At 71.6% G+C, this 23,301-nt stretch carries 19 protein-coding genes; 11 read left to right on the top strand and 8 right to left on the bottom strand.

What is annotated here, in order from left to right; translation table 11 throughout:
• Positions 1–57: 57 nt before the first annotated feature.
• Complete coding sequence (locus HNQ79_RS12205) at positions 58–2,490, bottom strand: polysaccharide lyase 8 family protein (protein WP_185029908.1); 2,433 nt, start codon at positions 2,488–2,490, stop codon at positions 58–60.
• 159 nt (positions 2,491–2,649) lie between these two features.
• Here HNQ79_RS12205 and HNQ79_RS12200 point away from each other — a divergent pair, with 159 nt between their 5' ends.
• The 6 genes from HNQ79_RS12200 to HNQ79_RS12175 all read left to right on the top strand — a co-directional run bounded on the left by HNQ79_RS12200 (position 2,650) and on the right by HNQ79_RS12175 (position 10,164).
• Entirely contained in the window at positions 2,650–3,771 is a 1,122-nt protein-coding gene (locus HNQ79_RS12200; RefSeq protein WP_185029906.1) for a substrate-binding domain-containing protein, read from the top strand.
• A 46-nt stretch (positions 3,772–3,817) separates the two neighbouring features.
• Complete coding sequence (locus HNQ79_RS12195) at positions 3,818–5,653, top strand: glycoside hydrolase family 35 protein (RefSeq protein WP_185029904.1); 1,836 nt, start codon at positions 3,818–3,820, stop codon at positions 5,651–5,653.
• Positions 5,654–5,877: 224 nt separating this feature from the next.
• Positions 5,878–7,200 (top strand): ABC transporter substrate-binding protein, encoded by a 1,323-nt coding sequence (locus tag HNQ79_RS12190; protein WP_185029902.1) that lies wholly within the window; start codon positions 5,878–5,880, stop codon positions 7,198–7,200.
• A gap of 164 nt (positions 7,201–7,364) precedes the next feature.
• Complete coding sequence (locus HNQ79_RS12185) at positions 7,365–8,213, top strand: carbohydrate ABC transporter permease (protein WP_185030321.1); 849 nt, start codon at positions 7,365–7,367, stop codon at positions 8,211–8,213.
• Positions 8,210–9,142, top strand: a complete 933-nt coding sequence (locus HNQ79_RS12180; protein WP_373312532.1) for a carbohydrate ABC transporter permease — start codon at positions 8,210–8,212, stop codon at positions 9,140–9,142. The genes HNQ79_RS12185 and HNQ79_RS12180 overlap by 4 nt, the downstream gene beginning before the upstream one ends.
• Positions 9,139–10,164: a hydroxyacid dehydrogenase gene (locus HNQ79_RS12175; RefSeq protein ID WP_185029900.1), complete on the top strand. Its 1,026-nt coding sequence runs from the start codon at positions 9,139–9,141 to the stop codon at positions 10,162–10,164. Before HNQ79_RS12180 ends, HNQ79_RS12175 begins: the two co-directional genes overlap by 4 nt.
• A 583-nt stretch (positions 10,165–10,747) precedes the next feature.
• Here the strand turns inward: HNQ79_RS12175 and HNQ79_RS12170 are convergent.
• Positions 10,748–12,430 (bottom strand): class I adenylate-forming enzyme family protein, encoded by a 1,683-nt coding sequence (locus tag HNQ79_RS12170; RefSeq protein ID WP_185029898.1) that lies wholly within the window; start codon positions 12,428–12,430, stop codon positions 10,748–10,750.
• A gap of 733 nt (positions 12,431–13,163) precedes the next feature.
• Between HNQ79_RS12170 and HNQ79_RS12165 the strand changes: the two genes are divergently transcribed.
• From HNQ79_RS12165 to HNQ79_RS12155, 3 genes are all read left to right on the top strand, one after another.
• Positions 13,164–14,354 (top strand): globin domain-containing protein, encoded by a 1,191-nt coding sequence (locus HNQ79_RS12165; protein ID WP_221507629.1) that lies wholly within the window; start codon positions 13,164–13,166, stop codon positions 14,352–14,354.
• Positions 14,351–15,040 (top strand): pyridoxamine 5'-phosphate oxidase family protein, encoded by a 690-nt coding sequence (locus tag HNQ79_RS12160; protein ID WP_185029896.1) that lies wholly within the window; start codon positions 14,351–14,353, stop codon positions 15,038–15,040. Before HNQ79_RS12165 ends, HNQ79_RS12160 begins: the two co-directional genes overlap by 4 nt.
• Positions 15,041–15,484: 444 nt before the next feature.
• Positions 15,485–15,922 carry an ATP-binding protein gene (locus tag HNQ79_RS12155; RefSeq protein ID WP_185029894.1) on the top strand — a complete coding sequence of 146 codons (438 nt, stop codon included), beginning with the start codon at positions 15,485–15,487 and terminating at the stop codon, positions 15,920–15,922.
• A gap of 567 nt (positions 15,923–16,489) precedes the next feature.
• Here the strand turns inward: HNQ79_RS12155 and HNQ79_RS12150 are convergent.
• The 3 genes from HNQ79_RS12150 to HNQ79_RS12140 form a co-directional block, all read right to left on the bottom strand.
• Positions 16,490–17,089: a class F sortase gene (locus tag HNQ79_RS12150; RefSeq protein WP_506005053.1), complete on the bottom strand. Its 600-nt coding sequence runs from the start codon at positions 17,087–17,089 to the stop codon at positions 16,490–16,492.
• 64 nt (positions 17,090–17,153) lie between these two features.
• Positions 17,154–17,753 carry a hypothetical protein gene (locus HNQ79_RS12145; protein ID WP_185029890.1) on the bottom strand — a complete coding sequence of 200 codons (600 nt, stop codon included), beginning with the start codon at positions 17,751–17,753 and terminating at the stop codon, positions 17,154–17,156.
• A 140-nt stretch (positions 17,754–17,893) separates the two neighbouring features.
• Positions 17,894–18,139 (bottom strand): hypothetical protein, encoded by a 246-nt coding sequence (locus HNQ79_RS12140; RefSeq protein ID WP_229923396.1) that lies wholly within the window; start codon positions 18,137–18,139, stop codon positions 17,894–17,896.
• A gap of 49 nt (positions 18,140–18,188) precedes the next feature.
• Between HNQ79_RS12140 and HNQ79_RS33680 the strand changes: the two genes are divergently transcribed.
• Both HNQ79_RS33680 and HNQ79_RS12130 read left to right on the top strand, forming a co-directional pair.
• Positions 18,189–18,323 carry a hypothetical protein gene (locus HNQ79_RS33680; protein WP_260421597.1) on the top strand — a complete coding sequence of 45 codons (135 nt, stop codon included), beginning with the start codon at positions 18,189–18,191 and terminating at the stop codon, positions 18,321–18,323.
• A 428-nt stretch (positions 18,324–18,751) separates the two neighbouring features.
• Positions 18,752–20,101, top strand: coding sequence for a carbohydrate-binding protein (locus HNQ79_RS12130; protein WP_185029888.1), 1,350 nt, complete (start codon positions 18,752–18,754; stop codon positions 20,099–20,101).
• 102 nt (positions 20,102–20,203) lie between these two features.
• Here HNQ79_RS12130 and HNQ79_RS12125 read toward each other — a convergent pair whose 3' ends face one another.
• From HNQ79_RS12125 to HNQ79_RS12115, 3 genes are read right to left on the bottom strand one after another with little or no spacing between them, the layout of a single operon-like run.
• Positions 20,204–21,304 carry a serine hydrolase domain-containing protein gene (locus HNQ79_RS12125; protein ID WP_185029887.1) on the bottom strand — a complete coding sequence of 367 codons (1,101 nt, stop codon included), beginning with the start codon at positions 21,302–21,304 and terminating at the stop codon, positions 20,204–20,206.
• A complete protein-coding gene (locus tag HNQ79_RS12120) occupies positions 21,301–22,221 on the bottom strand; it encodes a DUF6895 family protein (RefSeq protein WP_185029885.1) in 921 nt (306 codons plus the stop codon). Before HNQ79_RS12120 ends, HNQ79_RS12125 begins: the two co-directional genes overlap by 4 nt.
• Positions 22,218–23,297, bottom strand: a complete 1,080-nt coding sequence (locus HNQ79_RS12115; RefSeq protein WP_185030311.1) for a DUF6895 family protein — start codon at positions 23,295–23,297, stop codon at positions 22,218–22,220. The genes HNQ79_RS12120 and HNQ79_RS12115 overlap by 4 nt, the downstream gene beginning before the upstream one ends.
• Positions 23,298–23,301 lie beyond the last annotated feature (4 nt).

The raw sequence follows: 23,301 nt of genomic DNA, 5'->3' as shown, positions 1-23,301 counted from the left end.
CAGCACCTGGACCGGGGGTGCACGGCACGCGCGTACGACGCGGCCGCCCGGGGGAGGTCAGCCGAGGGTGACCTGCGCCCGGTGCTGCGCTCCGAGCGTGCCGGGGGTGACGCGCAGGGTCAGGGCCGCGCCGGTGGCCACGGTCTGGATGGTGGGGTCCTTGGACGTGACGGCGGTGACCGGCCGGTTCCATGTGAGGTCGATGGCCGCGCCGTCGCGCAGGGGCCCGGAGACGCAGACGGTGGCCGTGGACCCGTTCGTCCGGATGAGAACGGCGGCGGGAGCGCCCACGGTGAGGTCCCCGATGGTGCCGGGGAGCCAGAAGTTGACGCCGGTGAAGCCGAGGGACGGGACGTGGACGCCCTGGTGCTCGCTGGTGTTGGCCAGGGTGCGGAGCCAGCCGGTGTCGGCGGCCCTGGCCGCGGTGGCGGCGGCGGTCGCGCCGGGCATGAGCAGGTAGGAGTAGGTCTTCCAGGTGGGGTCGATGCCGTGGTCGAACCAGAGCGTCAGATAGCGGCGGGTGACCGGGGTCGTGCTCCCGCCGCCGTTGATGGCGCTCCATGAGCCGGTGCGGGCCTCCCGCACCGCTTTGACCTCTGCGCCTCCGGGAAAGACGTAGCCGGCGTGCCCGGCCAGGTGGGCCCAGCGGGCGGCCGGGAGTGTGGCGCTCCAGCCGGTCGTGGCGGGCCGGACCGTGCCGTCGACGGTGAGGGCGTGGGTGCCGTTCGCGCCCAGGTTGCGGTTGTCGACGACGGACTCGACGGTCGCGCCGTCGCGGCCGTGGATGCCCGCGCCCAGGCAGACCACGGCGTCGTCGAGGAAGAACCAGGACTTCTTGGCCAGCAGCGTGGACGAGAGTCCTCTGAGGTACTGACCGACGGTCGCGTACGTGCCGTCGGTCGCGCCTCCCACCCAGCGCACGTCGGGGCGCGCGACTCCCCAGGCGCCGCCCTCGGCGTCGGCGAGCGGCTTGGCGGACGCGGTGGTGCCGGGGAGTCTGCGTGGGTCGACGGTGGGCCAGAAGCTGTCGCTGTACTGGCCGTTGGCGAAGTCGGAGCCCCACCAGTAGAGCATTCCGGAGCCGCTGTGCCAGCCGCGGAGATGTTCCCCGTTCCCGGTCTCGTAGTAGGTGATGCGCCGTGAGGCCATGGAGACGTTGGCGGCCCAGCCGGGACGGCGGTGGACCGCGCGGTCCATGCCGGGGAAGAGGCGGTGGCCGACGGGTTCGGCGACGGCGGCGGCCGTGCCGTCGCGGACGGCGGTGAGGCGGGCGAGGTGGGCGATCTGGAGTGCCGGGTCGGACGTCACCGGGCTGTGCACGTCACGGGCGATCCACCCCTTGATCATGCCCTCCCAGCGGGTGCGCTCGGCGGCCGAGGCGCTGCGGGCCAGGAGGGCGATGCCGGCGATGATGCCGTGGCCGCGCAGGTGGTCGTCCTGGCGGATGCCACGGGTGTCGGCGGTCTGGACGCCGCGGCTGACCGCGCGCCCCGAGACGCTGTCCATGACGAGGCCGTTGTAGAGGAAGGGGGCGTACGCCTTCTCGACGGAGTCGAGGACGATCTGCCGTGCGGGGTCGGTGACGTCCCAGGCGGTGCCCTTCAGCAGGGCGAACAGGAGCGAGAGCCCGCCGAGCATGACCGCTCCGTAGGAGCCGGCGTAGGGGACGTAGGTGTGCTGGATGAAGGAGCCGTCGGCGAACAGGCCGTCGCCGGACGTGACATAGGGGAAGACCGGGCTCAGTCCGTCGCGGGCCGCGGCGATCTTCGCGGAGTTCTTGCCGACGACGCCGCGCAGGGCGATGACCCGGCACAGGTCCACGCGGTTGGCCCCGGTGCTGGTGCCCGTGTAGGAGGCGAGGACGCTGTCGGGGACGAAGTGGTCGATGGCGGCGGTGCAGTCGGCGATCCGGGCGGCGCCGAGTTCGGTGTGCAGCAGGACGCAGATGTCGAGCAGGGCCTGGGGGATGCCGATCTGCCAGTTGTACCAGTTGCCGTAGCGGGTGCGGCCGGCGGCGAACGCCTCGTCGCGCAGGTGGTCGACGCCGGTGAGGATGCGGGCGGCGAGCGCCGGGTCGCCGGTGAGCCCTGTGCCGGGCTGTGCGTACGCCTCTGCCATCGTGCGCAGGCGCGTGTAACTGATGCCCAGGGCGCCCGAGTAGGCGTACGAAGCGGCGTCGGTGTCGGGCTCGGGGTCGGCGAAGACGAGGTCCGGCCAGAGGGAGCCGGGGGCCGGGGCCATCGAGGTCCTGAGGTCGGCGGCGGTGGAGCCGAGCGCGGTGAGTTTGCCGGCGAAGGGCTCGGCGGCCGGGTCGAAGCCGGTGCCGAGGATCAGGCCGCGCCAGGTGAGGCGCAGGGCGTCGTAGGCGTCGGAGGCCGCGGCCGGGGCTGCGGCGAGTCCGGTGAACGGAGCGGCGAGAGCGGCGGCGGCGATCGCGCGGAGCAGGGCGCGGCGGGAGAGGAAAGTGGGGGCGGGGAGAGCGGAGGACATGACGGGGAACCTCCGGAGGGAGGGTGCGTCATCGCACCGGGGGTGAGCGGGAAGCTCACGGGTGCACGGTTTCTAACACGCTCGAACGCGGCTCAGCAATGTCCTGAACAACAGACCGCTGGAACTGATTGTTTGAACAGAAACGGTCACGAACGATCGATGGGGCGCTACACTGCGGTTCAGGCCGGGGCGGACGAAGGGGACCGGAACATCGTGCATGCCGAAGAACGACACCAGGCGATCCTGCGGAGACTGCGGGAACACGGATCGCTGCGGGTGTCCGAGTTCGCGAACGAGCTGGGGATGTCGCCCATCACCGTCCGCCGTGACGTCGAGACGCTCGCCGGACGCGGACTGCTGGTCCGGGTCCACGGCGGGGCCGTACCGCCGCAGCCGCACGCGGAGACGGCCGGGCCCGGACAGGCCGACGCGGCCGGACCGGAGCGGCCCGCCCCCTCGCTGGTCTTCGGCATGATCGTGCCGACCGCCGACTACTACTATCCGGAGGTCATCAGGGGAGCCCGGGAGGCGGCCGCTTCCCGGGGCATCCGGCTGGTGCTGGGCATCTCGCAGTACGACCCCGCCGAGGAGCACGCCCAGGCGCGCCGGATGCTGGCCGACGGCATCGACGGGCTGCTGATCACTCCCTGCGGAGGCCTGGAGGACCAGCGCTGGCTGGGCGGCCTGACGGTCCCCTTCGCCATGGTCGAGCGCCGTCCCGAGGACGACGCCGTGGGCGCGGAACGGGCGGTGACCGACCACGTCTACGGAGGCCGCCTCGCCGTGCGCCACCTGGTGGACACCGGCCGGCGCCGGATCACCCTGCTGCTGCGCCAGGACAGTCCGCACAGCTCACTGGTCGCGGAGGGATACGAGGAGGGCCTGCGTGCCGCAGGGCTCGAACCGCCCACGCCCGAGGTCTTCAGGCTGCCCGCGCCCGGGGACCGGGGTCCGCGCGAGGTCCGGTTGGAGGCGTTCGTCGACGCGGTGGCCGCCGGGACGGTCGACGCGGCCCTCGTGCACAACGACCACGACGCGATCGTCCTGCTCCAGCGTCTGCGCGCCCGCGGCATCACCGTTCCCGAGGACCTGGCGATCGTCACCTACGACGACGAGGTCGCGGCCCTGGCCGACATCCCGCTGTCCGCGATCGCGCCGCCCAAGCGGGCGGTCGGCGCGGCCGCCGTCGACCTGCTCGCCCTGCGCCTCGCCGACCCCGCACGCCCCCGTCACCGGCTGGCCATCCTGCCCGAGCTGCACGTGCGGGAATCCAGCGGCTGACGACGGCCCCGCCCGCCCCTCTCGCACGCACCCCGGAGAACCCCTCATGTTCCGAACGTCCCCCGAGGGGTTCTCCCTCGACGGCCGCCCGCTGCGCCTGCTCTCGGGCGCCCTGCACTACTTCCGCGTCCTGCCGGAGCAGTGGCCGCACCGGCTGCGCCAGCTCCGTGCCCTGGGCCTGAACACCGTCGAGACGTACGTCCCCTGGAACCTGCACGAGCCGCGCCCCGGGGAGTACGACTTCGAGGGCCTCGCCGACCTCGACGCGTTCCTGCACACGACTCGCGCCGCCGGACTCCACGCGATCGTGCGCCCTTCGCCGTACATCTGCGCCGAATGGGAGAACGGCGGCCTGCCCTGGTGGCTGGGGGCCGACCGCGAGGTGCGGGCCGTGCGCTGCCAGGATCCGGCCTACCTGGCGCACGTCACCCGCTGGTACGACCGGCTGATGCCGGTGATCGCCCCGCACCAGACCACCCGCGGCGGCAACGTCCTGATGCTCCAGATCGAGAACGAGTACGGCTCGTACGGCACGGACACCGGCTACCTGGAGTGGATCGCCGACGCCATGACCCGGCGCGGGATCGACGTGCCGCTGTGCACCTCGGACGGGCCCGACGACTTCTTCCTCACCGGCGGCACGGTCCCCGGCCGGCTCGCCACGGTCAACTTCGGCAGCCGCGCGAGCGAGGCGTTCACCCGCCTGGCACGGGTGCGCCCCGAAGACCCTGTCCTGTGCATGGAGTTCTGGTGCGGCTGGTTCGACCACTGGGGCGACGGCCACACCGTACGTGAGCCCGCCGACGCCGCCGCAGCGCTGGCGGAGATCCTCGACGCCGGCGCCTCGGTCAACCTGTACATGGCGCACGGGGGGACCAACTTCTCCACCTGGGCCGGGGCCAACACCGGCGACCCCGCCACGGGGGCCGTCTACCAGCCGGACGTGACCTCGTACGACTACGACGCGCCGATCGACGAACAGGGCGGGGCGACCGCGAAGTTCCGCGCGTTCCGCGAGGTGCTGGCCCGGTACACGGACGGACCGCTGCCCGAGCCCGAGCCACCCGCGCCCCTGCTGCCCGCCGGCCGTCTCGAACTCGGCGAGTCGGTGCGCCTCTTCGACGTGTGGGACGCCTTGGCCGGGAAGCCGGTGTGCTCCCCGCACCCCCCGTCGTTCGAGGAACTCGGCATCGGACAGGGCCTCGTGCGGTACGCGTCCCGCATCCCGGGCCCCCGCGGGCCCTACCCGCTGTCGGTCCAGGGTCTCGCCGACCGGGCCCACGTCTTCGTGGACGGTGAACCGCGCGGGGTGCTGGAGCGGGACGGTGCGGACCGGGTCGAGGGCGTGGCCGTGGACGGCCCCGGGGCCCGCGTGGAACTGCTGGTGGAGTCGATGGGGCGGGTCAACTACGGCGTCGCCACGGGCGAGTCCAAGGGTGTGCACCGGGTGCTGCACACCCAGCAGCAGCTCCACGGCTGGAGCGCGCGGGCGCTGGAGCTCGGCCACGGCATCCCCGCGGCACTGTCCTGGCCCAGCGGCGTGGCGGGAGCGGCCGGGGGAGCCGGGAACCCCGGAGCCCCGGGTCCGGCCGGGGCGCGCGGCGAGCCCGGCGGCACGGGACCGGTGTTCCACCGCGGCTTCCTCGACCTGGGCGAGGGCCGGCTCGGCCACGACGCCCTCGTCGCGCTGCCGGGCTGGACCAAGGGCTACCTCTGGGTCAACGGGTTCTGCCTGGGCCGCTACTGGGACCGGGGACCGCAGCGGACCCTGTACGTGCCGTGGCCGTTGCTGCGGGCCGGGCGCAACGAGGTCGTCGTGCTGGAACTGGACGGCTGCGCCGAGGCCGCGGTCGAACTGCTGGAGCGGCCCGACCTGGGCTGAGGGGCTGGGCGGAGCTCCGGCCCGGCCACCCGCCCGCAATCATCCGGTCCGGGACGTTTGCCTCCGCCTCTGGCTGATCACTTCCCGCGAAAAGCTCAGTTCCGATCGATCGATACCGTTCCGAGCTGATCGCTTGGTTCTTTTCTATTGACTTCGATCGACTGCGACCGAAGGATGTGCGTCACATCCCACGACCCACGGTCCTTCTCGTAGGAGTCAGTGCAATGAAGCCCCTCTCCCGTACCTCTCCCCTGACCCTGGCGGCCGTCCTCACCACCGTGGCGGTCCTCACCACCGCCTGCGGCGGCACCGACTCCGGCACGGCGGGTGATCCGGGCACCGGCACGGCTGCGAAGCCGGTGGAGATCACCTACTGGTCATGGATGCCCGGCACCAAGGAGACCGCCGAAGCGTTCAACGCCGCGCACGACGACGTCAAGGTCAGATTCTCCGAGGTCCCCGCCGGGCTGGCCGGCGGCTACGACAAACTCGCCAAGGGCGTCAAGGCGGGCAACGGCCCCGACGTGATGAACGTGGAGTACCAGGCCCTGCCCGACCTCGTCACGCAGGGGCTGCTCGCCGACTCCTCGGAGCTGCTCGGCGACACCGTGCGGAAGTCCCCCGAGCAGGTCCGCTCGCTCGTGACGCTCGGCGGCAAGCAGTGGGCCGCCCCGTTCGACGTGGGCCCGCAGATCATGTACTACCGCAAGGACCTCTTCGAGAAGCACAAGATCGACGTCCCCACCACGTGGGAGGAGTACCGATCGGCCGCCGAGAAGATCAAGAAGGTCGACCCCGCGTCCCGTGCGACCTCCTTCTGGAGCGACGACGTCGCCACCTGGGCCGCGCTCGCGCAGCAGGCCGGCGCCCAGTGGTACGCCGCCGAGGGTGACGCCTGGAAGGTCGACATCGACGGCCCGGCGACGAACAAGGTCGCCGACTACTGGGGCGACCTGGTCGAGAAGGACCTGGTCTTCAACCACAAGGCGTGGAGCCCGGCCTCCACCAAGGCCACCACCGACGGCCACGTCTGGACCCGGATAAGCGCCTCCTGGGGCGCCGGCGGCCTCAAGACCGAGCAGCCCGCGCAGGCGGGCAAGTGGGCCTCGGCGCCCATGCCGGGCTGGGGCGACGGCCGGATCGGCATGGCGGGCGGCTCGTCCTTCGCCATCGTCAAGAACAGCGACAAGGCCGCCGCGGCCGCCAAGTTCATCACCTGGGCCACGACCGACGAGGCTGCGGTCCGTGCCCGGCTGAGCCTGGGCACCTCCTCCGCGCTCCCGGCGGACGAGAAGCTGCGTGCCGCCGCCGCGGCCTCCTTCGACACGAAGTTCTACGGCAGCCAGGACATCTACGCCACCGCGTCCGCGCAGGCCGCGAAGATCCGGGACGGCTGGGTCTGGAGCCCCGTCCACAACGCCACGTCCGTGGAGCTGACGGCGGCCCTCGGCAAGGCGAAGACCGGCGACTTCTGGCCCGCCTTCGCCCAGGGCCAGGCCGCCGCGGAGAAGCTCGTCACCGACCGCGGGCTGCGGCTCGCGAAGTGACGTCCCGCCGGGGGCCCGCACGCCACGCCGCGCCCCCGGCGGCCACGCCCCCGCCCCGCTCCGTGCACCCCTCTCCCCCAAGGAGCCCCCCGGTGGCCTCACGGCTCTCCACCTCCGCGGGCGCGACCGCCCGCCGCGGGCAGCGCGGCGCCGCAGCCCTGCTGATCGGCCCGTTCCTGCTGCTGTTCCTGGTCACCCTCGTCGCACCCATCGGGTACGCGGCCTATCTGAGCCTGTTCCGCGAGCAGTCCTCCGGGCTGGGCTTCGGCGGCACCGAGACGGTGTTCAGCGGGCTCGGCAACTACGTCCGCGCCGCCACGAACCCCTCCTTCCAGGAGGGCTTCCTCCACATCGCCCTGTACTGCGCGGTCTACATCCCGGTGATGATCGGCGGGGCGCTCGTCCTGGCCCTGCTCATCGACTCGGCCGCGGCGCGCGCCAAGCGCTTCTTCCAGCTCGCCGCCTTCCTGCCGCACGCCGTGCCGGGCATGATCGCGGCGATCATCTGGGTGTTCCTGTACACCCCCGGTCTCAGCCCGGTGCACCAGGCGCTGAACCTGTTCGGTGCCGAGGCGGACTTCCTGGGACCCGACGCGATCCTCTTCTCCATGGTCAACGCCGCCGCCTGGCAGTGGATCGGCTACAACATGGTGATCTTCTACGCCGCTCTCCAGGCGATCCCGCGCGAGACCCTGGAGGCCGCGACCGTCGACGGCGCCGGCGGCCTCCGTACCGCCTGGGCGGTCAAGCTGCCGATGATCCGGTCGTCCGTGGTGCTGACCACGCTCTTCACGTCCATCGGGGCGATCCAGCTGTTCACCGAACCCGAGACCTTCCGCGCCCACACGGCGGGGCTCTCCGCCGACTGGTCGCCCACGATGTTCATCTACCAGGCGGCCTTCTCCCAGCACGACTTCGGCCTCGCCGCCGCCGCGTCCCTGCTGCTCGCGCTGCTCGGCGTCGTGCTCTCCTTCGTCGTCACCAAGCTCGGCAACCGGTGGAAGGAAGCATGAGCATGCCCACCCTCACCTCCTCCCCTCCCACGGCGCCGCCCCGGCGGACCGGTCCCGGGCCGTCCCCGTCCCCCCGCCGCGCGCGCCGCCCCAGGGCGGGCCTCGGTTCACGGACGGCCGTCAACGGCGTGCTCCTGCTGATGTCGTTCTACATGCTCATGCCCGTCACCTGGCTGCTGCTCGCCGCGACGAAGGACAACGGCGACCTCTTCGGCCGGCCGGGATTCCTGCTGGGCGACTTCAACCTTTTCGCCAACCTCGCGGACCTGTTCGCCTACCACGACGGCGTCTTCGGCCGCTGGCTCGCCAACAGCGCCCTGTACTCCGTCGTCGGCTCGGCCGCCTCGACCCTGCTGTGCCTCGCCGCCGGGTACGCGTTCGACAAGTACGCCTTCGCGGGGCGGGAGAAGCTGTACGGCTTCGTGCTGCTGGGGCTGCTGGTGCCCTCCACGGTGATCTCGCTGCCGATCTACCTGCTCGCCTCGAAGGCCGGCCTGATCGACACCTACTGGGCCGTCCTGATCCCCGCCCTGGCGAACCCGTTCGGCGTCTACCTCTCCCGCGTCTTCTCCGACGGATACGTGCCCGCCGAGACCCTGGAGGCGGCCCGGATGGACGGGGCGGGCGAACTGCGGATCTTCTTCTCGATCGCGCTGCCGATGATGCGGCCCGCCTTCATGACGGTCTTCCTGTTCTCCTTCACCGGCAGCTGGAACAACTTCTTCCTGCCGCTCGTGATGCTGAACGACCACCAGCTCTACCCGGTCGGCCTGGGCCTTTTCACCTGGAACGCCAACCTGTCGCAGTACCCGGAGCAGTACGCCCTGCTCGTCACCGGCTCGCTCGTCTCGGTGCTGCCGCTGGTTCTGGCCTTCGTCTGCCTGCAGCGCTACTGGCGCTCGGGCCTCACCGCAGGAGCCGTCAAATGAGCACCCCCGCACCCGTCCGCCGCCCGCGCACCGTCCTCGCGATGGACCCGCCGGTCATGCAGGCACTGTTCGACGAGGAGTCCCTGGCCCGGCTGACGCGGATCGCGGACACCGACCCCGCGCGGGTCGTGCGGGACTTCCACGACCCCGCCCACGCGGCCGAACTCGGCCGCGCCGAGGCCCTGCTCACGGGCTGGGGCTGTCCGCCCCTGACGTCGGCCGCCCTTGAGCTGATGCCCCGGCTGCGGACCGTGGTGCACGCCGCCGGTTCGGTGAAGCACCACGTCACCGACGCCTGCTGGGAGCGCGGCATCACGGTGGCGTCGGCGGCCCGCGCCAACGCCCTGCCGGTCGCCGAGTACACCGTCGCCGCGATCCTGTTCGCGGGGAAGGGCGTCCTGGGTGCGGCCCTGGCGTACCGGGCGGCGCGGGACCGGGTCAACCCCCTCGACCTGGTCGCCGACCGCGGGAACTACCGTCGCACGGTCGGCGTCGTGGGCGCCTCCCGGATCGGCCGGCGGGTCATCGAGCTGCTGCGCCCCTACGACCTCCGCATCCTGCTGTACGACCCCTACGTGCGGCCCGAGGACGCCGAGGCGATGGGGGCGCGGTCCGTGCCGCTGGACGAACTCGCGGCGGCCTGCGACGTGATCACCCTGCACGCGCCGGAACTCCCGGCCACCCGCCACCTCCTCGATCGCAGGCGGCTCGCGCTGTTGCCGGACGGTGCCACGGTCGTCAACACCGCGCGGGGCAGTCTGATCGACACCGAGGCCCTCACGGCGGAACTGGTGTCGGGGCGGCTGCACGCCGTGCTGGACGTGACCGACCCCGAGGTGCTGCCCGGCAGCTCCCCCCTGTACGACCTGCCGAACGTGCTCCTCACCCCGCACATGGCCGGATCCCTCGGCAACGAACTGGGCCGGATGACCCACACCGCCCTCGACGAGCTGGAACGACACGCGCGCGGACTGCCCTTCGCGGACCCCGTCCGGGCCGAGACGCTTCTCCACTCCGCCTGAAGGTCGAGGTGTCGTTCACCCTTGAACTCGGCTCCGGCCGCTGGGAAGCCCGCCAGGTACGTGTCTGGCCGCGGAACGAGCGGGACGCCGCCCCCACCCTCCGGCTGGCCGGGCCCCGCAACGCACTGTCCCCCCGGCACGTCCCCGCACCGATGGCCGAGGGACGCGAGGGACCCAAGGGACCGAGTTCCCGAACTGGATTGATCCGCGTTGACGGACATTCGAGGACGGGGGCCGGCCCCCGGGACAACGGACCGCGCCGGGGGGATGCGGGCACCAGGGACTGCTGCTCGGGCAGAATCGGCTCCGCCCTGCGCAACGGGCATCCGCCCGCTCCCGCGCCTCGGGGGTGTCCGAGGCGTTCAGGACCAACGCCCGGCCCGCCCTGAGCAGCCTGCCCGGCCGGTGATGGGCGAGAGGGACGCCTGTGCGCACAGCTCAACTCCTGGCTGGGGCAATGGGGTTGTTCATGCAACCAGAAGGTGGGCACGAACGGCTGCGGGGCCGTCCGCCGGCAGCCGACCGCGGCGGTCCCCGGGCCCGGAGAAGCCGGGGCGACTCCCGGGCCCGGGTCCGCGCCGCACTACGGCATGTCCGGGGACACCTTGTGGGTCCACGCGGCACGCAGCGCCTTCTTGTCCACCTTGCCGACGTTGGTCGTCGGCAGGCGGTCCAGCAGGACCGTCCTGCGCGGAGCGTACAGCTCCCCCAGCTCGGCGCTCACCGCGGCCCCGACCGCCTCCGGGTCGACGTCGGCACCCTCCGCCGTGGCAAGGAAGACCTGGACCGCCTCCCCGTACTCCTCGTCGGGTACGCCCACTGCCGCCGCGTCGCGCACACCCGGCATCGTGAGCAGGAAGTCCTCCAGCACGCGGGAGTAGACGTTGTCGCTGGTGCTGCCGGTGACGATGATGTCCTTGGCCCGGTCGACGAGGTAGAGGTATCCCTCGGCGTCGAGGTAGCCCATGTCCCCGGTGCGCAGCCAGCCGTCGTGCAGCGCCTCGGCGGTGCGCTCCGGATCCTCGTAGTAGCCGAGCATCACCGTCCTGCCCCGTACGCAGACCTCGCCGATCCGCCCGACGGGCAGGGATGTCGCGCTGCCCTCGGCACGGATCTCGATCTCGGTGTCCGATATCGCCCGGCCGCAGCTGCGCCAGAGTTCGGGTCGCCGGGCTCCCTCCGAGGAGAGGTCCTCCGCGCCGAACGCGGTGATGCCCAGTGCCTCCGACTGTCCGTAGCCCTGGCTGAGCACGGGGCCGAGGACGTCGACGCCCTGCTGGAGCCGGGTGGGCGAGGTGGCCGCACCCCCGACGACGACGCGCCGCAGCGCGGGGAGGGCTCCCGGCTCGCACCGCGGGTGGTCCAGGAGCGCGTACAGCATCGGCGGGACGAACATGACCGCGGTGATCCGCTCCTCGCGCAGCACCTTCAGCGCGGCCCCGGCGTCGAACTCGGGCAGCACCACGAGGACGGACCCCGTCACCAGCGCCTGAATCGCGGTGAGATGCCCGCTTCCGTGGGTGAGGAGCGTGGCGGCGAGCACCCGGTGCCGGACCGGGTCCGTGGTCGGGTCCAGGACCGCGTCCGTGTCGGCATCGGGGAGTGAGGCCGGAGGCGCGGCCAGGAAGGCTGTCGGGCCGGAGTCCTCGGAGTCGCCCTTCGTCAGGTCCACCAGCGCGTCGTAGAGGCGGTGGCTGTGCGCGGCGAGTTTGGGGCGGCCCAGGGTGCCGCCGGTGTAGAGGACGGTAACGGCCTCGTCCGTTCCCGGTGCGGGCACGTGCTCGGGGCGCACCGCGGGACACTCGGCCTCCAGTGCCAGCAGGTCCGCGCACTGCTCCTCGCAGGGCCCGAGGCCGAGCAGTACGGGCGCGTGAACGCTGCGACCGGCCGCTGCGGCGGCCCGCTGCGCGAAGAGTGGGTCGGTGACCACCACGCGCGCCCCGGACTGTTCGACCAGCGCGGCGAGTTCCCCGGGGCCGGGCTCGGGCGGCAGGAACACCACGCGGCAGCCGATGAGGTGGACGGCGAGCTGTACCAGGACGGAGTCCACCCGGTTGGCCAGGAAGAGCCCCACCCCGTCGCCCGGCGCGAGCCCCTGCCTGCGCAGCGCGTGCCCCAGCCGGAACAACCGCCGACGGGCCTCTCCTCCGGTCAGCCGCTGGGTGCCCTGGACGAGTACCTCCGCGTCCTCGTCCTCGTGCCAGTGCTCCAGGACGTGGTCCAGGTACGTCCGCTGCTCGTAGGTGTGCTGAATGTCAATGATCATTGCTACATACAAGCATCCGCTCAAGTGCCGTGCTTCCGCAGGGAGGTTCCTGCGGTCGCCGGGCCGCGGAGTACCATGCCCCCGCCGTTCGGAGGGGGCCGGCGCACCGCAGAGCGGGAAACGACGGCCGGCCGCTCCACCGGGGCGGCGGGCGTGCACTGTTGGTGATCGCGGGGGTGCGCGGATCCGGCCGACGGTCCCGCCGACGCTGTCCGTGGTGCAGCCGACGGTGACGAACCGAAGGGTTCGGTCGCGGTCGGCACCTGGCACCCCGGCCCAGCCGACGGGGGTGCCGGGGTGTGCGAACCGTCCAGGGAAGGTACGCAACGCACCCCCCATAAGCGGAACTTGCCGACGGGCTGCCGAACTGCCGCGGTTGGGTGCTGTATCCACGGGCGGCGGACCACGGACATCGCTGCCGCGCCCGCTGCCGCCCCGAAGGCCGGCCAGGGGTCAAACCCGTGGTCGGCGCCGAGATCACCGAGTTCGCATCGGTTTCCGGGGTAGGGGTCCGGTTCAGCCGCGCACCATGCACAATGGCTCGTCCACTGTTCAAACATTCGAGGCTCGCCGCCTCGAACGGAATGGGATTTCCTCCTAGGATTGCGAACGTTCTCTTGTCAGCACAACTGCCCAGCCCGGTGACCCCCACGTCGCCCGCGGCACCCGGCTCCCCCCACGCCGTTCCCGCTCACCCGGCGAGGGTGCGCCGCCGCCCCGTACTGACGGGGAGATGGACGTGACGTCCGCGCCGCTCACGGACCGGGAGATCTCGCTCATCCGCACGAGCCTGGCGGTGGTCGCACCACAGGCTCCGGAAATGACCGTCTACTTCTACACCGTCCTCTTCGCCCGTTATCCCGGAGTGCGCGCGCTCTTCCCGGACAACATGGACGTCCAGCGCGACCGCCTGCTGCGTGGGCTGCTGCGCATCATCGATCTCGTCGACGACGTCGACAACCTCGTCCGGTTCTGCTCCCGGCTGGGGCAGGACCACCGCAAGTTCGGTGCACTGGAGGCGCACTATCCGGCGGTCGGCGAATGCCTGCTGGCCTCCCTGGCCCGCTACGCGGGTACCGCGTGGAACGCCGAGGTCGCCGCCGCCTGGACGCACGCCTACACCGTCGCCGCCCAGGTGATGACCGCGGCCGCCGCCGACGACACCCGCCTGCGCCCGGCCACCTGGGAGGCGCAGATCGTCCGCCACGAGCACCGCGGCGACGGCATCGCCGAGATCACCGTACGGCCCGACCTGCCCTACCCCTACGTCGCCGGGCAGTACGTGAGCATGGAGACCCCCTGGTACCCCCGCACGTGGCGGCACTACTCGCCCGCTCACGCGCCTCGCGCGGACCACTCGCTCACCTTCCACGTCCGCGCCGTCCACCGGGGGCAGGTCAGCCACGCGCTGGTCCACCGCGCCGCCCCGGGGCACCGGGTACGGCTGGGGCCGCCGCAGGGGGACATGACGCTCGCCGCTGCGGGCGACCGCGACCTGCTGCTGGTCGCCGGCGGCACCGGCCTCGCACCGGTGCGCGCCCTGCTCGAAGAAGCCGCCGCCTCCGGCATGCGGCGGTACGCCGACCTGTTCGTAGGAGCGCGGACGGCCCGTGAGCTGTACGGCCTCCACGACATGCTGCGCCTGGCCCAGCGCCACCACTGGCTGTCGGTCCGCGCGGCCGTCTCCCACGAGGACATCCCCGGGCAGCAGGGCACGCTCCCGCAGGTCCTGCGCGAGTTCGGGCCGTGGAACCAGCACGAGGCCTTCCTGTGCGGCCCTCCCGGCATGGTCACCGCGGCCGTGCAGGTCCTGCTGCGCCAGGGCACACCCGAGGCCCGCATTCACCACGACCCGCTCGACACCCCCGTCCTCACCGCTCCCCTCACCCCGCCCCGACCCGCTCAGGAGATCGACCAGCTGTGACCCACCCCGACGCCACCCCCTCGCAGGGAGAGCGCCTGCTGCAGGCCCACCTGGGCACCAGCGAGCGCGCCGACGCCTTCTACGACCGTCAGGTCCACCCCCACCTCACCCCGCCCATGCGTGACTTCATCGGCCGGCAGTCCATGGTCTTCCTCTCGACCGCCGACGCCCGCGGCCACTGCGACGCCACCTTCCGCGCCGGCCCTCCGGGCTTTGTCACCGTCCTGGACGAGCACACCCTGGCCTACCCCGAGTACCGCGGCAACGGCGTCATGGCCAGCGCCGGGAACATCACCGAGAACCCGCACATCGGCCTGCTCTTCATGGACTTCACCCGCGACCACATCGGGCTGCACGTCAACGGCTCCGCCCGGCTCCTCGGAGAGGAGGAGATACGCGCCGCCCACCCCTGGATACCCGCCGACCCCGCTCCGGGACGACAGCCCGTGCTGTGGACGTACATCACCCTCCACGAGGCCTACGTCCACTGCTCCAAGCACATCCCCCACCTCGAACCGGCACCCCGCCCCCTGCGACTGACCCGAGCCCGCCCCAGGGACCCCGACTACTTCACCGAACCGGCCCCGGTGCCCACGGCGTACGACGCGCGACCGGCTCCGGCACCCGGCGAGCCCGCGCACGACCGTCCGGCCGGGCACCCCCTGACCGGCGCACGCGAACACTGAACGAAAGCCGGCCACGCAGCGAACCCCGCACGGTCCGCAACCGGAGATCCGGTCCTCACGAGGACGGTGTCGGTGCGCTGCACGCCGCGCTGATGCGCGGCGACATGGCGGAGCGGATGAGCGCGCGTCACGACCCTTGCGTCGCGACGCGCGCATGTCCACGCGCCCGCGGGCCTTGGCCGAGGGGGTGTGCTGCGCCAGGAGAGCCCGCTGGTGCCCCGACCGCGAGCGTGAGCGCGTTGCGGGCGGTGGTGCTGTTGCCCTGGCAGGCGGCGAGCACACCCTCACCCGGCTCAGACCCTGAACTGGACCCGTATTGGCACCTGCGCACGCGAAAGCTTGCCACCTGTGCACGCAAAAGCCGGAAGACGGACATACCCGCGCAGGGATCGGGAAGCTGAACTGGCGACCCTCCGGTTCCGGAAGAGCGAAAGGGAGAGTGCCATGGGCGTCGAACGCAAACCCCTGCCGAGCGAATCCGACCTGAATACCTTGGCCGTGGAACAGACCTGGCATTTCGCGGGTGAACTGAGCAATGTGACCGAGGCGCGTGAGAGCGCGGCCGTCTTTCTCGGCGGCCTGGGGCGCATGCAGCCCCCGTGCTCGCCCGATGCGCACGACGACGTACTGCTGGTCGTCACCGAGCTGGCCTCCAACGCCTTCGCGTACGCACCCGGCCCCTTCGTTCTCCGGCTGCGGGCAGTGGCCGACACCGTACAGATCGCAGTGACCGACACCAACCCCACCGCACCGAAGCCCCGTCCGGCCGATCTGTCCGGACGCGGCGGCATCGGGTGGCACCTGATCAACGCTGTCACCGAGCAGACCATCACCGTGCCGGAGGGCGCGGGAAAGACCGTGCATGCCTTCATGCCATGGTGACCACCGCAGGAACCACCCGCTCGGTCGGACAGCCGTCGAATGCACGCCCGGACCTGGGGCTTGCACGAACAGCGCTACTCCGTAGTACTACCGACCGCGACTACGCGGTCAACCCTTCGGGCGCGCGGCGCGTCACCCGCACCTGCGCTGCCGGGTGACCCGGGGGCGCCCGGTCACTCGGATCATGATCCGCCCGTTTTCTCCCGGGACGGTAGGGTTACTCGATCGCGCGGGTCCCATCCGCGGTCGGCACACGGCAGACGGGCCGGTGTCCCTGCCACTCTCCGTCGCCCCTGCGCCTCCACCCCTCACGGGTGCCGACGCCGCGTGAGGGCGCTCGTGTTCCACCGGAATCGCCCCGGACCTGGGCCGGCGCAAACTGGACGGGCCCAGGTCCCCACCGTCTTCCGGCGGGCGAACCCTCACCGAGGTCCCCGGGAGACGGCCGACGCAGGCAGATCGTGGCCGGCGACAGGACGAGGTCCGACCGGCGCAAGGGCACCGCGTGCACACCGCACCGGCCGATCTACAGGTGTCGGCCGGAGCCGATGGGGTCGCACCGAGGGGTCAGGCCTCCTTCACGTCCGTGAGATGAGCGAACACGACCACGTTGGCGGTGTAGCCGGTCTTGCGATCGAATTTCCCGCCGCACGTGAGGAGTCGAAGCTCCGGGCGGCGGGTTTTGCCGTAGACCTCGGCGTCGGGGAAGGCTTCCTTCTTGTAGGTCCGTACGGCGTCGACGGTGAAGACGGCCGTCCTGCGGTCCGCACGCACGACGTTGACGGTGTCGCCGGGGTCGAGCGCGTTGAGGTTGAGGAAGATCGCGGGACCGGTCCGCGTATCGCGGTGGCCGACGATGAGAGCGGTGCCTGCCTCACCGGGGCTCGGGCCGTCCCGGTACCACCCGGCCAGGCGGGGATTGTCCACCGGCGGGGTGGCCAGGCGTCCGGCCCGGTCGAGCCCGAGGCCGGTGATCGGTGCCTCGATGGTCATGGCAGGCACCGACAGCTTCATCGCGGAGGAACGCGGCAAGGGCGGGTGTGAGGCCCGGACCGGTTTGGGCACCGCGGGGGTACCGGCGTCCGCCCCGTGAGCGGTGGTGACCGGCATGTCCGTGGGCGTGTCACTGCATGCCCGGACGATGCCGGTCACCATCGAAACCGTCACGCTGATCGTGATCGCAAGGCGGCAGGCCCGTGTCGGGCCTCGTCGGCGGCGGGGGCGACGGGCGTTACGCGGCGCCATGGGTGCGGTGACGTGCCCGTCGGACGAGGATCAGGCCCGCCGCTCCCGCGGCACCCAGGACGAGTACGGGGGCCATCATGTCCGACGAGTCGCCGTTCTCGGCCCCGGGCATGCCACCGCCGCCCGCCCCGACCGCGCCGCGCGGCGTGCTGTCCTTGTCGTCGCTGATGGCGCAGTCGACTCGGAAGACCTTCTGCTTGGGAACGCCGCCGGGGAACGTCCAGGTCAGTTGATACAGGCCCTTGGGGAGCGAGTAGTCGGACGTGTGGCCCCGGCCGCCGACCATCGTGATGCCCCCGGTCAGAGTCGGCATGCTGGGCGTCTTCGGCTGCGCGGTGACCGTCCAGTTGACCAAGGGGACCGTCTCGAAATTGGACGCGGCGAGGTTGAACCTGCAGACCTTGGTCTCGTCCCTGCTGTCGTTGAAACTGGTGCCCGCCTTGTGGATCTTGATGTCTCCGGAGTCTCCGGGCGCGGCCTGGGCCGCCGGTGCCCCCCACAAGGCCATGCCTGCGAGGACCAGCGCGGTGAGGGATGCCGGGCCCGTACGGGCAGCGCGGGAGCGAAGAGATGCTGAGACAGTCATGTGGGTGGAACTCCTTCGAGCCAGGATGATTGTCATACCGGACATTTAAGGAGATCTCACATCTCGGCTCCGAAGAAGCGCCGAAGCGCTGATGAACCATCAAATATGACCTGACTGGCCGACAGTCGGTTCCCATGTCGTCATCCGCGGTCGCGCAGGAAAGTGGAAATCTCGTCGCGAGCCGGATAGTTCGGCAGGGGTGCCGACTTGTCCTGAAGGAACGCGGTGATGGTGGCGGCGGCTCGGTCGTTGTTGTCGCGGAGGCCGTTCCACATGTGGTGTCCGACTCCGGGCATGTACTGCGTGCGCCGGACGGCAGGGGCTTGGGCGAGGACGGCGGCCGCCCATTGACGGACCTGGGACGAGCACTCGGCGATCATCAGCATCGCGGGGGTCCGGGAGCGCCTCAGCTGTGGGGCGACGGAGGGTGAGTCCTTGACCGTCTGCTGGATGCGGAGGCTGGCGGCGGGGCTGAAGGAGAAGTCGCTCCGGGCGACTCTGCACGGGCTCGTGACCCTCGAACTGGCCGGGGCGCTCGACGCCGCCACCGCCGAGATGCCGGTTTCGTGAGCGGTGATGCGCAGCCGATCGAGCTCTGCCCGTCACGGCGCACGGCCGACGACCCGCACCGTTCCTCCTCAGGTGAGGCCCGCCTGGGCTGGACCAGGTTCCACGAGTCACGCGAGTACGAACCCTTGGGGGTGCGAGACGACGAGGTGGTGTGGCCGTAAAGTCTCGGCTTCGCCGTGCTTCCGGTGATCCGGGGGACGCGACGGCCTGGCATGGCATCAGGTGCGTGCACGAGTAGGGGCTTTGATGTACGGAGGACGCACGTACCCGGTGGAACGTCCGTCGGCACCTGGTAGTGCGCCGGGTGGGTTCTTCATGTCACCCAAAGCACAGAACCGGGCGTAAGTGGACATTTTCTGCGCTCATGTCGGCAAGGTCTAGTTTCTCGACGCCCCTTTTGCCATCGAACCCGACATCGAGGTCACCTCATGGTCCACAGACACTTCGGCGGAGCCGCCCGCGTCTCCCTCACCGTGCTCGGCGCAGTCGCGCTCACGGGACTGCCTGCCGCCGCGGCCGTCGAACCCCCCGCGCCGTCCTCCGCCCAGACGCTCGGTGCCGGCAGCCCGTCGCCCGCCGTCCTGCACGCGATGAAGCGTGACCTGGGACTGACCGGTACGCAGGCCAGGGCCCGGCTGGTGAACGAGGCGGAGGCAGGCACGCGGGCGGGCAAGCTTCAGAACGCTCTGGGCAAGCGCTTCGCGGGCGCCTGGGTAAAGGGCCCGACCTCCGCCGTGCTGACCGTCGCGACCACGGAGGCCGCGGACGTCCCCACCATCACGGCGGGCGGAGCGAAGGCGGTCGTCGTCAAGAACACGCTGGAGGACCTGGAGTCCGTCAAGGCGAAGGTGGACGCCGCGGCGGGACAGGCACTGGACACGCCGGTCCGCTACGTCGACGTGCGGACCAACCGGGTGATCGTCCAGGCCACGAGCCGGGCGGCCGCCCGCACACTCGTCACGAACGCCGGCGTCAACAGGCAGCAGGTGCAGGTCAAGGTGAGCGCGGACCGGCCTCGCGCCCTGCACGACGTCCGCGGCGGTGACGCGTACTACATCGACGAGAAGGCCCGCTGTTCGGTGGGGTTCTCCGTGACCAAGGGCGAACAGCAGGGCTTCGCCAGCGCCGGGCACTGCGGAAAGAAGGGCGCCAAGACCACCGGCTTCAACAAAGTCGCCCAGGGCTCCTTCGAGGGCTCCGCCTTTCCCGGCAAGGACATGTCCTGGGTGAGCGTCAGCAGCGAGTGGACCGCCACCTCGGCCGTCAAGGGGAAGGACGACAAGGACGTGCAGGTGACCGGATCGGTGGAGGCGCTGGTGGGCGCGGCGATCTGCCGGTCCGGTTCCACCACCGGCTGGCACTGCGGCACGATCGAGCAGCACGGCACCAGCGTGACTTACGCGGAGGGCGTCGTGGAGGGGGTGACGCGCACGACGGTGTGCGCGGAACCCGGTGACTCCGGCGGTCCCTACCTCTCCGGCACCCAGGCGCAGGGCATCACCTCCGGAGGCTCCGGCGACTGCAAGAGCGGCGGCGTCACCTTCCACCAGCCGGTCAACCCGCTGCTCACCGAGTTCGGTCTGACGTTGAAGACCGCCGCGGAGGAGAGCACGCCCGGCGTCCAGGCACGCCCGGCGGGCAAATGGAGCCCGGGCAAGGTCTACGGGACCGGCGTACGGGTGGTCCACAACGGTGTCGCTTACGAGTGCCTGCAGTCGCACCAGGCGCAGGGCGTGTGGCAGCCGGCCCGGACGCCCGCCCTGTGGCAGCGCGTCTGACGCACGGGTGCAGTCACCCTTCCGGTCGCGCCGGATGCCAGGTGGGCGGTCGCCCGCTGTCCGCGGCGTGTCGCGGGGCCGATCCGCTCGCCGGCCGCCGCCTCACGCCTCGGCCAGCAGTGCGTACGCCGTCGCCACGAAGGTTTCGTGCGCACGGAAGCGGCGGGTGCACACGGCGGCCAGCGCCGTCCCGGTGTCGGGTCTGAACCCCAGGAAGGCCTGCTGCCCGAGGGTGGCTCCGGCATGGAAGTACATGGGGCCGTCCTCGGTGGGATGCTGGAACCAGCCCACCGTGTGCACATGCCGGTGCCCCCAGCCGCGCCGCAGGACCGGGCGGCGCACCGCTCGCAGCGCGTCGGCCAGGGGGCGGCTGCGCGACGGGTCCAGATGGGCTTCGAGAAAGGTCAGCAGATCGGCCGGGGTGGCTCGCACCGCCCCGGCCGACCGGAATCCGCCGATGACCAACGGGGGCGTGGGCGTCGAGCCGTCCTTGCGGTGCCCGGTGGCGTCGGTGTCCGGCCCGGCCGGTTCGAGGGCGGTGCCGTGCAGTTGGAGCGGCTCCAGCACCTGCCCGGTGAGCAGGTCGTCCCAGGGCGTCGCGGTGGCGGCGGCCAGGGCGTGTCCGAGCACAGCGACACCGAAGTTGGAGTAGTGCCACCGGGTGCCGGGCCGCCGGGGCGGCCGACGGCGCAGAAAGGCGTCCACCACCCGCCGGTCGGGATACGCCGCGTAGGGGTTGGTGCGCCAGGTGGGCAGCGCCCGGCGGTAGAAGTCGGCGGGCAGCGCGGGCAGCCCGGACGTGTGGGTGATCAGGTGCGCGAGGGTGACGGGGTCCTGGCCGGTTCGCCGGGCCGGGTCCAGGCAGGCAACGGCGGACTCGCCCCCTGACAGGACGCCGGTGTGCGTCAGTTGGGCCATGAGCAGACCGGTGAACGTCTTGGAGGCGGAGCCGATCTCGTAGCGCAGCCGATCGCGGGGAACGGCCGGGGGCGGCGCGGTGCCGCCGCAGCGCACTGTGCGGTGGCCACCCCGGGAGAGCGCGAAGACGGCGTCCGGTGCGTCGGTGGCGCTGATGGCCTCGTCGAGCCGCTCGTACAGCGCCTCGCCGTCCGGGGGCTCCGTCGGTGACGGGCGACCGGTCGGGAGTCCGACGGGGACGCCGGGCGCACCGGCCGGCCAGGCTTCGGGGCGTGGAGTCGTCATGCCGGTGCGTGCGCCAGCTGCGTGAGGGCGCGGGAGGTGGCCAGTACGGAGGCGAAGGCGGCGACGAGCGTCGGGTGGTAGACGACGTCGAACACCTCGTCGGGGTCGCCCTGGGGCATCGTACGCACGGCGGGCATGGCGCCGTCCGGCTGTTGCGCGGCGGCGAAACCCTCCCAGGCGCGCTCGTCCAGGGTGGGGCGCGGCAGACAGGCGTCGACGACGAGCAGTTCGCCGAGCAGGTCCCAGCGTTGCAGGTCGAGCCAGTCGTCCAGCCAGACGGGAAGCCAGACGGCGAGGTAGTCCGCGAGAGGGGCCGGCAGGCCGTCGGGGTTCTCCCCCCAGTCGGTGAGGTGGAAGACGGTGTGCGTGATGTCGTAGGCGATGTGCCCTTCCACGGTCCATGGTTCCGGGGTTCGGCCGAGCCAGGTGCCGGCGACGACCTCGGACTCCGGCGGCCGGGGCGGCAGCCCGTAGCGGCGCTGGACCGCGGACAGTCCCAGTCGGCGCACCGATGGCATCTCCAGGGCGGCGAAGCTCTCCAGGCGCTGGACGCGCCGGAAGGCCCGCTCGATCTCCGGGTTGCTGAAGCCCAGCTCCTTGAACGGCAGATAGACCTCGAAGGGGACGGGCGAGAGCGGCTCGATGCGCTGGCCCCGGACCAGCACCCGGCCACCGTCCAGGACGTGGCCCCAGGCGTGGTCGAGCAGCTGCCGTGCCAGTTGTGCCTGTCGTGAGCCGGCGACCCCTTCGCGGAACAGCACCTTGCAGATGACGGCCAGCTCACCGACCGGCTTGAACCGTTCCAGGAAGCCTACTTCCGGGTCCACGTCCTGCTCCAGACGGAACCCGTCCCGGTGGGCGTGCAGCCATTCCAGGGCGCCGGTCCCCACGGTGTGGATGAGGCGGGTGCTGGTCATCTCGACGCTCCTTTCCCGCTGTGTCCCGGCCGCACCGCTTGAGGGGCCGCGTTCGGCGCCACGCGAGGCGCAGTATGTGCGAATGCGCGCCGGTCCCCCGTCTGCGCACCGTGACCGGCGCTCCGGCCAAGCTGGTGGGCGGTGAGTACGGCGGCATAGGCAGCCATCAGGGTCGAGTGGTAGCAGGCGAAGAAGTCGTCTGCGAGCGGGTGCCCCTCACGCCCCGTGCCGACCTCCGGGAGGGCCCCGGAGGCGTCCTGCGCCCGATTGATCTCCGCCCAGGATTCCCGTAGCAGCACGCCGTCCGGAGGGCCGGGCAGAATGCCCGCCACAGCCAGCAACTCGCAGCCGAGATCCCATCGTTCGTGCTCCAGACAGGTGTCCAGCCACGGCGGCAGCCACTGCCGCAGATACTCCACGACGTCCTGCGGGACACCCTGCGGAGCGAGACCCCAGTCGCTGAGGTGGAAGATCACATGGGTGAGCGTGTAGCCGGCGTCCCGTTCGAACGTCCACGGTTCCGGCAGCGCACCCAGCCAGGTGCGCCGCAGCGCCCGTTCCGTCTCGTCGTGCTGTGGAATGCCGCTGCGTCGTTCGGAGTTGAGGATGCCGAGGCGGCGGTTGGGCTGCTGCTCGGTCATCTGCCAGCTGCGGGTACGGGCCGTCGCCGCGAGGGCGCGCTCGTAGCCGGCGTGGCGCAGCCCCGCCGACGCGAACGCCGCGTAGATCTCCAGGGGGTACGTCGCAAACGGTTCGAGACGCTGCAACTCCAGAAAAAGTGCGCCGTGTCCGGTCTGCTGCCAGGTGAAGTCCAGAAGTTCACCGGCGGTTCTGTGGAGCGGGTCCGTGGGCTCGGTGTACCGGCGGACACTGACGCACACCTGCGCGAGTTCGCCAAGGGGTTTCCACGTACGGTTCACGCTGCCGTGCTCGTCCAGCGCCTCGTCGTCGAGTGCGAACTCGCTGCGGTGGGCGGACAGCCAGGCAACTGCGGCCGCGCCGATGCTTTCCACGTCCCGCACCAGTTGCGCGTCATGCGCCGGTCGACCGTCGCCCGCCGTCGCCTCCGTTCGCATGTCC

The sequence above is a fragment of the Streptomyces candidus genome (assembly GCF_014207445.1).
In the GTDB taxonomy this organism is placed as follows: Bacteria; Actinomycetota; Actinomycetes; order Streptomycetales; family Streptomycetaceae; genus Streptomyces; species Streptomyces candidus.
The sequence above is the reverse complement of the archived record's forward strand: the minus strand, read 5'-3'. Positions and strand labels throughout refer to the sequence as shown.